Origin of the sequence: Roseobacter sp. MH60115 (assembly GCF_015644665.1) — a bacterium.
GTDB lineage: Bacteria > Pseudomonadota > Alphaproteobacteria > Rhodobacterales > Rhodobacteraceae > Roseobacter.
This window is the reverse complement of sequence record NZ_JADOBQ010000002.1, coordinates 191,837-204,414: the sequence shown is the minus strand read 5'-3', so window position 1 is coordinate 204,414 and position 12,578 is coordinate 191,837. Positions and strand designations below refer to the sequence as shown.

The window sequence follows — 12,578 nt, the reverse complement described above, 5'->3', positions numbered from 1 at the left end:
CCTTGTTATTCTGCTGCGACGGTGTCGCGGAGCCGCGCGTTGGGGGAGGGCACATCGCCAGGATCGGCGCCTTGGGCGCGCATCTGTTTCTGGATGGCCTTGTAATCCACGTCGCGCAGCGCCTGATCCCCGTTCAGCGCCAGTGACACTGCAACGCCTGCGGCTTCGCCCTGTGCCTGACAGGGGGGGATTTCTCGGCTGAGTTTCTGCGCATCGCTTTCCACGGAGTAATGACGTCCCGCGACGATCAGATTGTCGATGCCCTTGGGCAAAAGCGCGCGGTAAGGAGTATAATAATCCCGGCCCCGGCAGACTGTGTCGTCAAAGTAGCGGCGGCTTTTGACGTCGTCCTTGTTGACCACATATTCACCCTGCAACAGGCGTGTCTGGCGGACGCCCATCTGCTCTGCCGCGCCCAACATCACTGAATTCTCAAACCCGGGGATGTTCTCCTTGGCAAAAGCATGCAGCGCCATCATCCGGTCGCGGCCCTCGCATTCGGCCTTGACCATGTCTTCGACCGACAGGCCGTCATAGCCCGGCATATGAGGACAGTTGCACCAGACGATCCCCGGCAGCGGCGTCTTGAGCCACCACATGCCCCAGGCCCCGCCGATCACGCGGCGGGCCTGACGGTCGAGTTTTTTGTATTCTTCCGGCTCGGCAAATTCGAAAGCCACGGCCTTGTTCGTGTCGACATTGGCGATCCGAAACACGGTCGTCACGATGAACTGCCCATCCGTGTAGTCCGCCCCGGCTGCCGCACCGACGTCCAGATCTCCGGTTGCGTCGATAATATATTTCGCGCGGATCACCTGCCGGCCCAGTTTGGTCTGTGCGATTACGCCGGTGATCCTGCCCCCCTCGCGCAATACGTCAGAAAACCAGCTATGAGTGCGCAGGTTCACGTCGGTTTCGCGCACCATATCCAGACTGACCCGCTTCCACGCATCAGGGTCAAAGGCCACCGCGTGAATGATGGGCTGCGGCATCATTGCCTTGTGGAAATCAATGCAGCCCCAGCGGGACCACTTCTGCCACATCTCCCAATTGGTCTGGTGGTCTTCCTTTGGCGGATAGACGGCAGCCTCCTGCCTTTCCAGCCGCTCGACAAATTCACTGACGATGCCGGTGGTGACAATCTCGTTGCCTTCATTGACCATGTCGTCCAGCACGAGAACCATACCGCCCGACGCCATGCCGCCCAGATGGTGGTACCGTTCCAGAAGCGTGACCGACGCGCCGTTGCGCGCGGCGGAGATGGCAGCTGCATGACCCGCAGGCCCTGCCCCGACGACCACGACATCGCAATCAGCGACGACGGGCAGTTGCTCCCCCTCGGTCTTAACGAATGTTGTAGTGCGATCTGTCATAACAGGTCCTTTCAAAAGTGGCCTTTCCCATGGGGCAAAGCGATGAGCGGCGTCCGCGCTACCAGCGAACGATCAGTTTTTCGGCGATTGTGACGCTGGCAAAGAGCAGCACCGACAGGCCGGATGAGACGAAAACGGTCGCGTAGAGAAGTGGCGACCGGAAATTGAAGGTGCTTTCGATGATCAGCGCCCCCAGCCCCACATTTGCGCCGATCCATTCGCCCACAATCGCGCCAATGACGCAGGTGGTGGAGGCGATCTTGAGCGCGGAAAACAGGAATGGCAGCGATGACGGCAAACGGATTTTCCAGAACACTTCGGATTTGGAAGCCGACAGGATGCGCGCCAGCTCCAGCGTCTGGGGCGAGACAGACTGCAGGCCCCGCACCATGTTGACCAGGGTCGGGAAGAAGCAGATCAGCGCGGCAATCACGACCTTTGCCGTCATGCCGGGACCGAAGATCAGCACCAATATCGGAGCAATCGCAAGGATCGGGATGGTGTTGATAAACACCGCGATGGGAAAAAAGGCGCGTTCCACCAAGCGGCTGTGCACAAAGGCCACGGCGATCAGGATTGCCGCCATGTTGCCGATAAAGAACCCGGCCAGACTTTCCAGAAACGTGGGCCAGAAGTTGCGCAGCAAAAGCGCGAAATCGGTCTGAAACACGTGCAACACATCTGTTGGTGCGGGTGCGATATAGATGGGCACCTCGAACACCCGGACCCCAATTTGCCATATCAGTAGCAGCGCCACCGCCGTGCCCAGCGGGATGGCGATATTGACAAGCCGCGTGCGCGATTGCGCCGACAGCATCCGCTCAGTCGCCACGTTTTCAACGGCGGTTTCGGTTACGGACATCAGCAGTCCTCCAGAAGTGCGCGCAGGCGGGCGCAGTAGCTGTTGAACTGAGGGGTATCGCGCAGCGCGATTTCACGCGGGAAGGGCAGATCAACCTCGACCACGTCTTTCACGCGGCCCGGATTGGCCTTGAGCATCAGGACTTTCTGACCCAGGAAAATGGCTTCTGGAATGGAATGGGTGACAAAGAGGATCGTCGTGCCGGTTTCCCTCCAGATGTCGAGCAGTTGCAAATTCAGGTGGTCGCGCGTCATCTCATCCAGCGCGCCGAAGGGCTCGTCCATCAGCAAGAGTTTGGGCTGGCAGACCAGCGCGCGCGCAATCGCCACCCGTTGACGCATGCCGCCGGACAATTCATGCGGCAACGCATCCTCGCGTCCCTTCAGCCCAACCAGTTCCAGCAATTCACGAGGGCTGCGTTCGCCCGTCGGGATATTGATACCCCGCTTGCGTCCGATCTCCAGCGGCAGTTCGACATTCTTGAGCGCGCTCCGCCAGGGCAGCAGCGTGGCATCCTGAAAGACAAAGGCGAACTCGCGGGCCAGTCGCGCGGCCTCGGTTGTCTTGCCGAGAATTTCCACCGTTCCGCTGGCCGGTGGCACAAGGTCCGAAACCAGCCGCAGCATCGTCGACTTGCCGCATCCCGATGGCCCGAGAATGGTCCAGAAATCACCGGCTTCGATATCAAGCGAGATATCGCGCAGCGCCGTGAAATTCCCAAACTTGACCGATGCCCGGTTGAGGGAGGCCGCCACCAGGCGGCTTCCTTGCGTTTGAGTGTGGCTGCCATCCACCGCGATCACCCGATTTTTGGACGCGAGTCGACAGTGGCGTCGAGGATGTCCATCGTCATGATATCCTCCAGTTTTGGCGCGCCGTTGGCGAATTGATCCAGCCCCGCATAGGTGTCGATCTGCGCCTGCCAATTGTCCGCAGTCATCTGTCCCCAGCCATTGCTGGCTGTCTGATCGTTGAACGTAAAACCAAGGACCAGATCGACGGCCTTCATCTCGCTGTCTTTGTCGAGATTTGGATAGCGTTCGACGAGGGCATCAACAGCGGCAGCAGGGTCTGCATGGGCGGCACCCCATCCGCGCGCGATGGCGCGGATTGCTGCGGTGATCTTGTCACCATCCTCATCAAGCACCCTGTCGGTGGTGTAATAGGGGTTGGCGTAAAGCTGAATACCCGCGTCCCACAGCATCATGTCAACGCGCTTGTCCCCCAGCACAGAAAGCGCGCCCACATTGGTTTTCCAACCTGTGACAGCGTCCACCTGACCTGATTTCAGCGCGGCCATATCACCACCCATGACCACGACTTCGACATCGTCCTCGGAAATGCCGTTCTTGGCCAGCAGCGCGCGCAGCAGAATCTGCGCGGTCCCCTGGGTCCCGATCTTTTTGCCGATCATGTCCTCGGGCGTGCGGATTGGATTTCCATCCAGGGAGAAATACGTGAAAGGGTGCTGCTGATAGCCCGCTGCAACGCATTTGATCGGCAGACCGGCAGACCGCGCCAGCATGAGCGATGGCGAGGACGAAATAGAGGCGAAGTTGTTGGCACCAGAAGCGACCGAGGCCACACCGTCGATATTGGGCCCGCCGGGCACGATCTCCAGTTCAAGGCCTTCCTCAGCGAAATAGCCCAGTTTGTCGGCCATCACCTCGCCCAGAATGCCGTTGGATGCGAGCCAGCCCAGTTGCATCCGAATTTTGTAGGCGTCCGCAGCTTGAGCAGGCCCGACCGACAAGAAGGATCCGGTGCTGGCCAGACCTGCCATTGCCCCCATGCCAGCCAGAACACCGCGGCGATTCATTTTTTGATGCGTCATGTGTGTCGTCTCCCAGATGATGATTGATTCTCAGCCCTTTTGGTCATGCTAGACACGCCCAGAGCGATGCGCATAGGATCGAAAGTGCGTCATAGCGCTGCGTTTTTCGCATCACTGCCGTCATCGAAATCCTAAATCCGCGCAAATGAGGAGACCCAAGGTGCATGATAAGTTCTTGACATATTTGGATGAAGTTGCCCGACAGGGGTCAATCCGAAAGGCCGCGGCTGTCCTGAAAGTTGCGTCTTCGTCCGTGAACCGGAAGATCATCGGCGTCGAAGAGAGCCTTGGGACCCGCCTATTTGATAGGCACGCGGACGGTGTCGAACTGACGGAAGCGGGGGCCGTGCTGCTGGAACACTGCCGCAAGACGATCTTTGACTATCAAAAAATTCTCACCCAGATCGAGGACATCAGCGAACTGCGATCCGGGCACATCCATATAGCAACGCTGGACTCCGTCGCGCATAGTGTTTTGCCGAAAGTGCTGGACCAGTTTTCCCAAAGTCATGCGGACATCCAGTATACGATTCAGACGGCTCAGCCCGATGAGGTCATGATGGGGGTCGCGGATGGAGAGGTGAATATCGGCATTTCCTTTTGCAATGATCTGTTGCCGGGAGTCCGGATCCATTCACAAAAGTCGACGCCGATTGGTGCTATCCTGCGCCCTGATCATCCGATGGCAGAGCGCGACGCGCTGGAAATGGAAGACCTTGCCCCGTTTCAGGTTGTGCGATCTTTCGATGGTCGCGCGCAGCAGTCCTTGCTGAACGAAGCCGTTGCCGAGGCGCAAACGGATTTGCCGTTGCAATTGATCACCAACTCCCTGCCGCTTGCCCGCTCTCTGGTGCTGCGCAATCACGGCATCGGCGTCTATTCCAAGATCGGGTTTCTGGAGGAGATCGAACAGGGCCTGCTGCGCTACATCACCATACTTTCGCCTGTCCTGAAGGATCTCAAGATCGGCATTCTCACATCTTCGCGCATCCACCCGACGCCCGCGACCCATCTGATGTGCCGGTCTCTGACAAAGGCACTCAACGCGCTTAGGTTGGACTCCTGAGGCTTCTCTGCCGGTAACGGATTGCAACGATGACATTTCTTTTAGTCTGCAAAACCACGTTTTTGGAGAAGCTTTTGGTTCCGGGTCGTTGTCCGGCGCTTTCATGAGGTACCGCCGGTCGTCTCGAAGTGCATTCGAGTGAACCGGGCCCGAATGTCTTCTGGATGAGCGCTGACAGCCGCTTTAGTCGATTTTAAGCGCTTTTTTCGGGTTTGGCAGTAACGGCGGCGCGCTTCCAAATGCGCCTCTCTGGGCATAATTTTGGAGTACTTGCCGATCCTCCTCAAGCGGCGGTCGCGCTCATAGGCCACGAAGAACGATTTTGTTTTGGCCGGACATAGCACGCCAAAGCCAGAAATTGCTTTATCCCAGTGTTCTTGCTGCCCGCTGGCTGCAGGGGAAGTCCACGTATACTGGTGTCCGTAAAGCGCGTTTTGTCTCCGAATTCGATGATTTACACCCGCCACCCATGAGGAAGCATGGATTTTGCCAGCTGAACTTCGGAAGGGGGCTGCTCTATCCAGTTGACCCATGGAACCGACGTGTTCAGGTCAGATCAACTTCCTGCGCTGGTCATCGATCGTCAAACCATCACGAACCGTGCTTGATAGGGAGGGTTCACCTGCGCTACGAAGGCGCAACAACATAGGGAATTCAGAGTGACAAGACCCAAGCAGCGCCCGTTGACCCTCCGCGATGTATCAGAGGCCTGCGGCGTATCGGAGATGACGGTCAGCCGGGTTTTGCGCAACAGGGGTGATGTATCCGCCGCGACCCGCGAACGCGTGCTGCAGGCGGCAAAGTCCCTTGGATATGTGCCCAATCAGATTGCCGGATCGCTGGCCTCGCAACGGGTCAACCTCGTGGCCGTGATTATTCCCTCCCTGTCGAACATGGTCTTTCCCGAGGTACTGACCGGGATCAACCAGACGTTCGAAGACACGCCGCTGCAACCCGTGGTCGGCGTGACGGATTACATGCCTGAAAAGGAAGAACAGGTCCTCTACGAAATGCTGTCCTGGCGACCCTCCGGTGTCATCATTGCCGGGCTTGAGCATTCGGATGCCACCCGGGCGATGCTGCAGAATGCCGGGATACCGGTGGTCGAGATCATGGATACCGATGGCAATCCGGTGGACGCGATGGTCGGCATTTCGCACCGCCGCGCGGGCCGGATGATGGCGGCGGCGATCCTCAAGGCCGGCTACACGCGGATCGGTTTCATGGGCACGAAAATGCCGCTCGACCACCGTGCGCGCAAAAGGTTCGAGGGTCTGACCGAAGGGCTGACCAAAGCCGGGATCGAGATCGAAGCGCGGGATTTTTATTCCGGCGGCTCGGCGCTCGCGAAGGGGCGCGAGATGACCCAATCCATGCTGGAACGTGCGCCTGATCTGGATTTCCTATATTATTCCAATGACATGATCGGCGCGGGCGGTCTGCTGTACCTGCTGGATCAGGGGATCGATGTGCCGGGACAGATTGGTCTCGCCGGGTTCAACGGTGTAGAGCTGTTGCAGGGGCTGCCGCGCAAGCTGGCCACGATGGATGCCTGCCGGGCGGAAATCGGCGCCGCCGCGGCCAAGATCATTCTTGATCGCAGCGCGCTGCCCGAAGACGCGGACCCCGGTGAGCCTGAGCGTATCACCCTGACCCCCACGATCACCTATGGGGACACGCTGCGCCGCAACCAGCGCGGATGAACACTGCCGTCCTCAGCAACAAAGCTGCGCGGCGGCTGTTTCTGGAGCGCCACGGGCTGAGTGAAGCACCGCAGGGCGAGGCGCACGGCGCAGCGCTTTTGTCGCTCATAGAACGCCTTGGTTTCGTTCAACTCGACAGCATCAACACCGTCGCCCGCGCCCATGACCTTATCCTCTTTGCGCGGCGCCCGCGTTATCGCCCCAAGGCGCTCAAGCGGCTTTATGAACAGGATCGTGCCCTTTTTGAACACTGGACGCATGATGCCGCGGTGATCCCCATGGGCTACTACCGCTGGTGGCAGTTGCGCCGCGAGCGGGACGCGGAAAAGCTGCGGGGGCAGTGGCGCGATTGGCGGCGGGATGGGTTCGAAGCGCAGTTTCAAACGGTGCTGGATCAGATCCGGGATCAGGGTCCTCTGTGCTCCTCCGATGTCGGGGCCGGAGAGAAACGCGGCTCAGGCGGGTGGTGGGATTGGCACCCCTCCAAGACCGCGCTTGAATATCTCTGGCGCAGCGGTGCGCTTTGCGTGGTCGGGCGCGATGGGTTTCGCAAGCGCTATGACCTGACGGAACGGGTGATCGACGAGGGCCTCTGCCATCCTCTTGAAGAGGAGGAGCATGCCGCGACCATCGATTGGTGCTGTGCCGGGGCGCTGGACCGGCTGGGCTTTGCCACGCCCGCGGAAATCGCCGCCTTCTGGGACCACATCACCCTTGCGGAAGCCAAGGACTGGTGCGCCGCGGCACTGGCTAAAGGGGCGCTGCAACCGATTGAGATCACCGGTGCCGATGGCGCACGGCGCAGCTCATACGCAAGACCCGACGTCATGGCCGACCCCGCGTTGGATACCGAGCCCACACAGCGCTTGCGCGTTCTCAGCCCGTTTGATCCGGCCCTGCGCGACCGCAAACGGGCCGAGCGCCTCTTTGGTTTTGACTACCGGATCGAGATTTTCGTGCCCGAGGCCAAGCGCAAATATGGCTACTATGTCTTTCCCATTCTGGAAGGGGACAAGCTGGTCGGTCGGGTGGACATGAAGGCCTTTCGGGACCGCGACACGCTGCGGGTCCGCGCGCTCTGGCCGGAACCCAAAGTACGGTGGGGCAAGGGGCGGATCGCTGCCTTCGAGGGGGAGTTGCACCGATTGATCCGGCTTGCCAACGTCAGCGAGGTTCAGTTCGAGGATGGTTGGCTGCGCGCGCCTCAGTAAGTCGTGGCAGCCCTTGCCGCCTGATCATACTGCCCCGACATCAGGCGTAGAAGCGACGCCGCACGGCTGACCTGCTCGGGCTCAAGCCCGAGTTCGACCACAGCACGCAGCAGCAGACCTTCGCGGATTTCGCGATACCGCACACAGGTTTCAGCGCCTTTTTCAGTCGCGGCGACGGTCTTTTCCTTGCCCTGGCGTCCGTCTTTCACAAGGCCCGCCTTGATCAGTTTCTTGATCGCATAGTTGACCGTGTGGGTGTCTTCGATGTTCAGCACAAGGCAGATGTCGGCAAGTTTCTTGGGCCGTTCGCGGTGGTACACGGAATGCAGCACCAGCACGTCGAGCGCGCCAAGCTCCGGGTACCCCGCCATGGCAATCGCGCGGACCATCCAGCGCTGAAACGCGTTGTTGGCAAGGGTCAGACCAAACTCCAGCTCCGATATCTCTGCAAACGAGCCGCTTGCAAGATGGGCGGAGGACACAACGGGGCCAAGAAATCCATCAGACATGGGTACCAGACTGCCTGATATCGACATTTTGTCAACATTTTGTTGACGTGTTGTGAAAGTTGGGCAGTATTAACGCTAGGGAATCAGCCTTTGCAGGGTTCGTGGTGTATTGAACTGCGCCAGTTGCTCAAAGGAGGGTCTGCAGACGACAGGGGATAAACCTCTGCGCTGAATAATAATTTGAAGTCCAATACGGAGAGACACATGAGACTGACACAAAACCTGATGGCCGGGGCGGCCACTGTCGCGCTGACGGCGGGAACGGCCTTCGCGGCAGAGAAATGGGATATGCCGATGGCCTATTCCGCCTCGAACTTCCACTCCGAGAACGGCGTGACCTTCGCAGAGTGCGTAGGCGCTGGCACCAATGGCGAGATCACCATCGAGGTGCATGCCGGCGGCTCACTCTTTGCTGGGGCCGACATCAAGCGCGCGATCCAAACCGGTCAGGTGCAGATCGGCGAGCGCCTGCTCTCCGGCCACCAGAACGAAAGCGCCGTCTTCGGCTTCGACAGCATCCCCTTCCTCGCGCCATCCTTTGACGACAGTGTAAAGCTCTACAATGCCGCCAAGCCGAAGATCGAGGCGCTGTTGGATGAGCAAAACCTGGAGTTGCTCTATGCCGTGCCGTGGCCGCCCCAGGGCTTGTACTTCAAGAAAGAAGTCAACAGCGTGGCCGATATGTCCGGCGTCAAGTTCCGGTCCTACAACAACACGACCAGCCGGCTGGCTGAGCTGACGGGCATGCTGCCGGTGACGGTTGAAGCCGCAGAGATCAGCCAGGCCTTTGCAACCGGTGTGGCGGAATCCATGGTCTCCTCCGGTGCGACGGGCTATGACCGCAAGGTCTGGGAGAGCCTCACGCATTTCTACGAGGTCGACGCCTGGCTGCCGCGCAACTACGTGATGGTCAATCAGGATGTCTGGGCGGATGTGTCCGACGCCAACAAGGCGGCCATTCAGGCCTGCGCCGCCGAAGCCGAGGCGCGTGGATTGCAAGCCTCCAAGGACTACACCCAGTTCACCATGGACGGGCTGGCCGCGGGCGGCATGACCGTACAGCCTGCCGGAGATGCCCTGATGGGTGAGCTGCGCGAGATTGGTGCGACCATGACCGCCGAATGGCTCGAAGCCGCAGGCGACGACGGCAAGGCGCTCGTCGACGACTTCAAGGCGATGCAGTAATCGCGCCGGGCGGCCTCACGGTTCCGAGGCCGCCCTCCTTCTACCTTCCATGAGAACAGGGGGTGCGCTCGTGACTGCGATCCGCAAGACGCTTGATTTTCTGTACCTTGCCTCCGGCGTGGCGGCTGCCCTGTGCCTGATCGCGATCCTGGTGCTGATCGTGGCGCAGATGGTGGCCCGCTGGACCGGCGAGATTTTCCCCGGCGCGCCGGATTACGCAGGCTACGCGATGGCCGCGGCAAGCTTTCTCGCCTTTGCAAATGCGCTCAATCGCGGGGCACATATCCGCGTGTCGATCCTGCTCAATGCAGTGACGCCGGGCCCCAAACGGTTGTTGGAGATCTGGTGCTTTGCCATCGCCGCCGCGGTGGCGTGGTATTTCACCTATTACGCCTATTGGTTTGTCTATTGGTCCTGGAAGTTCAACGAGGTCAGCCAGGGGCAGGACGCGACGGCCCTTTGGATTCCCCAGTCCGTCATGGTGATCGGCGGTGGGTTGATGGCCATCGCCCTCACCGACAATCTCATCCATGTGATCGTCAAAGGCGACCACCGTATCGTGCGCGACAGCGTCGATCAGAGCCACGGGGAATGACATCATGACCGAACTTTACGCGATCATCCTCTTTCTCGTCGTCCTTTTCCTGCTCTTGGGCACCGGCGTCTGGGTGGGTCTGGCGCTGATGGGTGTGGCCTGGGTGGGCATGGAGCTTTTCACCACGCGCCCTGTCGGCGACACGATGATCACAACGATCTGGGCCTCATCCAGCAGCTGGACGCTCACCGCGCTGCCGCTCTTCATCTGGATGGGTGAGATCCTCTATCGCACGCGACTATCAGAAGACATGTTCAAGGGGCTGTCGCCCTGGCTCGCGCGTATGCCGGGCGGGCTGGTGCATACCAACATCGTTTCCTGCACGATCTTCGCCGCCGTGTCCGGGTCCTCCGCCGCGACACTGACGACCGTGGGCAAGATGGCCATCCCCGAGCTGCGGGCCCGCAATTACCCCGAAAAGATGGTGATCGGCACGCTGGCCGGTGCGGCCACGCTGGGGCTGATGATCCCGCCGTCCATCGCGCTGATCGTCTATGGCGTGACGGTGAACGAAAGCATCACCAAGCTCTTTTTTGCAGGCGTCTTCCCCGGCCTGATGCTGGCGGCGATGTTCATGGCCTATGTCGCCGTGGTGTCCAAGACCTCGCCCTCGTGGAACCCAACCATGGAAACCGGCATGAGCTTTGCGGAAAAGCTGCGTAACTCGCGGTTTCTCGTGCCTGTGCTGGCCCTGATCTTCGTCGTCATCGGCTCAATGTACGGCGGCTATGCCACGGCCACAGAAGCGGCCGCCATCGGCGTGATCGGCGCGCTAACACTCGCGGCGGCACAAGGCTCGCTGACGCCGACGTCCTTTCGTGAGAGCCTGATGGGTGCGATGCGCACCTCGGCGATGATCGCGCTGATCCTTGCAGGGGCAGCCTTTCTGAAGCTGTCGATGGGGTTCACCGGCCTGCCGCGAGCGCTGGCCGATAACATCGCCGCAATGGAGCTGGGACGGTTCGAGCTACTCATGGCGCTCTTGGTCTTCTACATCATCCTTGGCATGTTCCTCGATGGCATCTCGGCGGTGGTCCTGACCATGGCCATCGTCGAGCCGATGGTGCGCGAGGCAGGCATTGATCTGATCTGGTTCGGCATCTTCGTGGTGGTTGTGGTCGAGATGGCGCAGATCACCCCACCCATCGGGTTCAACCTCTTTGTATTGCAAGGCATGACGCAGCACGAAATGGGCTATATCACCAAGGCCGCGCTGCCGATGTTCGCGATCATGGTGCTGATGGTTTTCGTCCTGATCTGGTTCCCGGATATCGCCACATGGCTGCCGGAAAACATCCGAAACACCCCCTAGATGATAGGTGCCTTTGGCTTATGTGCCTCCTACTCCCGCAGCCTGCTGATCCTTGGTCTTCTGGCCGGTGTCGGCCTGCCCGGCCTGGCCGCCGCGATGGCGCCGTGGCTGCCGGAAATGGTCGCGATCCTGCTGGTGGTCACCGCCTTTCGGATCGGTCACCGTGCCGCCTTTGGCGCGCTCAGCGACCTGCGGTGGAGCCTGCCTGCCGTGCTGATCCTGCAGCTGGCACTGCCGCTTGCACTGGTCGCGGTGCTCAACGGCGTCGGACTTGCGGGCACACCTCTGGCCCTGGCGCTTGTGCTCGCCTGCGCTGCGCCAACGATTTCGGGCGGGGCCTCTCTGGCGATCATCCTGCGGCAGGACCCGGCCCGGATGATGCAATTCCTGATCCTCGGCACTGCGATTTTCCCACTCACTATCGTTCCGGTTCTGATGGCGATACCGGTAGCCGTGGATATCGGGTTCCTCGCAAACATCGCGCTACGCGCTCTGGTGATCATCCTTGGGGCCGCCGCCTTGGGGTTTGCACTGCGCCACTGGACACTGCGAACGCCGGACGCGCGACAGATCAAGGCAATGGATGGCGCATCGATCCTCTTTTTCGCGATCATCGTCGTGGGGTTGATGGCCGCCCTCGGGCCGATGCTGCGCAGCGACCCGGCAACCGCGCTGCTCTGGGCGCTGGCGGCGTTTGCACTGTCTTTCGGTTTGCAGGCCATGACGCTCTTGCTGCTCCGCCGTTCCGCCTTGGCCCCTGTGAGCGGCCCTCTCGCACTGGCGGCTGGCAACCGCAACATCGCCCTCTTCCTTGTCTCCCTGCCAACAGAGGTCATGGCGCCGGTGATGATCTTTGTCGCATGCTGGCAGTTGCCCATGTACCTGACACCGATCCTGTTGCCGCGGCTCTACAGACTGGCGGGCTGAG

General features: G+C 60.3%; 13 protein-coding genes. 7 read left to right on the top strand and 6 right to left on the bottom strand.

Annotation, left to right across the window (positions count from 1 at the left end):
- Positions 1–5 precede the first annotated feature (5 nt).
- From ISX84_RS06535 to ISX84_RS06520, 4 genes are read right to left on the bottom strand one after another with little or no spacing between them, the layout of a single operon-like run.
- On the bottom strand, positions 6–1,373 hold the full coding sequence (locus tag ISX84_RS06535; protein WP_195819548.1) for an FAD-dependent oxidoreductase: 1,368 nt from the start codon (positions 1,371–1,373) through the stop codon (positions 6–8).
- Positions 1,374–1,431: 58 nt separating this feature from the next.
- Positions 1,432–2,235 (bottom strand): ABC transporter permease, encoded by an 804-nt coding sequence (locus tag ISX84_RS06530; RefSeq protein ID WP_195819547.1) that lies wholly within the window; start codon positions 2,233–2,235, stop codon positions 1,432–1,434.
- Positions 2,235–2,990: an ABC transporter ATP-binding protein gene (locus tag ISX84_RS06525; RefSeq protein WP_326838713.1), complete on the bottom strand. Its 756-nt coding sequence runs from the start codon at positions 2,988–2,990 to the stop codon at positions 2,235–2,237. The genes ISX84_RS06530 and ISX84_RS06525 overlap by 1 nt, the downstream gene beginning before the upstream one ends.
- A 44-nt stretch (positions 2,991–3,034) precedes the next feature.
- Positions 3,035–4,069 (bottom strand): ABC transporter substrate-binding protein, encoded by a 1,035-nt coding sequence (locus ISX84_RS06520; RefSeq protein ID WP_195819545.1) that lies wholly within the window; start codon positions 4,067–4,069, stop codon positions 3,035–3,037.
- A 175-nt stretch (positions 4,070–4,244) separates the two neighbouring features.
- Between ISX84_RS06520 and ISX84_RS06515 the strand changes: the two genes are divergently transcribed.
- On the top strand, positions 4,245–5,135 hold the full coding sequence (locus ISX84_RS06515) for a LysR family transcriptional regulator (RefSeq protein ID WP_229884164.1): 891 nt from the start codon (positions 4,245–4,247) through the stop codon (positions 5,133–5,135).
- A gap of 101 nt (positions 5,136–5,236) precedes the next feature.
- Here ISX84_RS06515 and ISX84_RS06510 read toward each other — a convergent pair whose 3' ends face one another.
- Entirely contained in the window at positions 5,237–5,668 is a 432-nt protein-coding gene (locus tag ISX84_RS06510; RefSeq protein ID WP_195819543.1) for a hypothetical protein, read from the bottom strand.
- A 192-nt stretch (positions 5,669–5,860) separates the two neighbouring features.
- Between ISX84_RS06510 and ISX84_RS06505 the strand changes: the two genes are divergently transcribed.
- Together ISX84_RS06505 and ISX84_RS06500 are read left to right on the top strand one after the other, a co-directional pair.
- Positions 5,861–6,838: a LacI family DNA-binding transcriptional regulator gene (locus ISX84_RS06505; RefSeq protein WP_229884211.1), complete on the top strand. Its 978-nt coding sequence runs from the start codon at positions 5,861–5,863 to the stop codon at positions 6,836–6,838.
- Entirely contained in the window at positions 6,835–8,049 is a 1,215-nt protein-coding gene (locus tag ISX84_RS06500) for a winged helix-turn-helix domain-containing protein (RefSeq protein WP_195819541.1), read from the top strand. The genes ISX84_RS06505 and ISX84_RS06500 overlap by 4 nt, the downstream gene beginning before the upstream one ends.
- Here ISX84_RS06500 and ISX84_RS06495 read toward each other — a convergent pair.
- The gene (locus tag ISX84_RS06495) at positions 8,043–8,558 is read right to left on the bottom strand and encodes a winged helix DNA-binding protein (protein WP_195819540.1); all 516 of its coding nucleotides are present in this window, start codon (positions 8,556–8,558) and stop codon (positions 8,043–8,045) included. The genes ISX84_RS06500 and ISX84_RS06495 overlap by 7 nt on opposite strands.
- A 204-nt stretch (positions 8,559–8,762) precedes the next feature.
- On the opposite strand from ISX84_RS06495, the gene ISX84_RS06490 reads away from it, so the two are divergent.
- The 4 genes from ISX84_RS06490 (at position 8,763) to ISX84_RS06475 (ending at position 12,577) form a co-directional block, all read left to right on the top strand.
- Positions 8,763–9,743, top strand: coding sequence for a TRAP transporter substrate-binding protein (locus ISX84_RS06490; protein WP_195819539.1), 981 nt, complete (start codon positions 8,763–8,765; stop codon positions 9,741–9,743).
- Between the two features lie 70 nt (positions 9,744–9,813).
- Entirely contained in the window at positions 9,814–10,338 is a 525-nt protein-coding gene (locus ISX84_RS06485; RefSeq protein WP_195819538.1) for a TRAP transporter small permease, read from the top strand.
- Positions 10,339–10,342: 4 nt separating this feature from the next.
- The gene (locus ISX84_RS06480; protein ID WP_195819537.1) at positions 10,343–11,650 is read left to right on the top strand and encodes a TRAP transporter large permease; all 1,308 of its coding nucleotides are present in this window, start codon (positions 10,343–10,345) and stop codon (positions 11,648–11,650) included.
- Positions 11,651–12,577 carry a hypothetical protein gene (locus ISX84_RS06475; protein WP_195819536.1) on the top strand — a complete coding sequence of 309 codons (927 nt, stop codon included), beginning with the start codon at positions 11,651–11,653 and terminating at the stop codon, positions 12,575–12,577. It begins immediately after the preceding gene.
- Position 12,578: the final 1 nt, after the last annotated feature.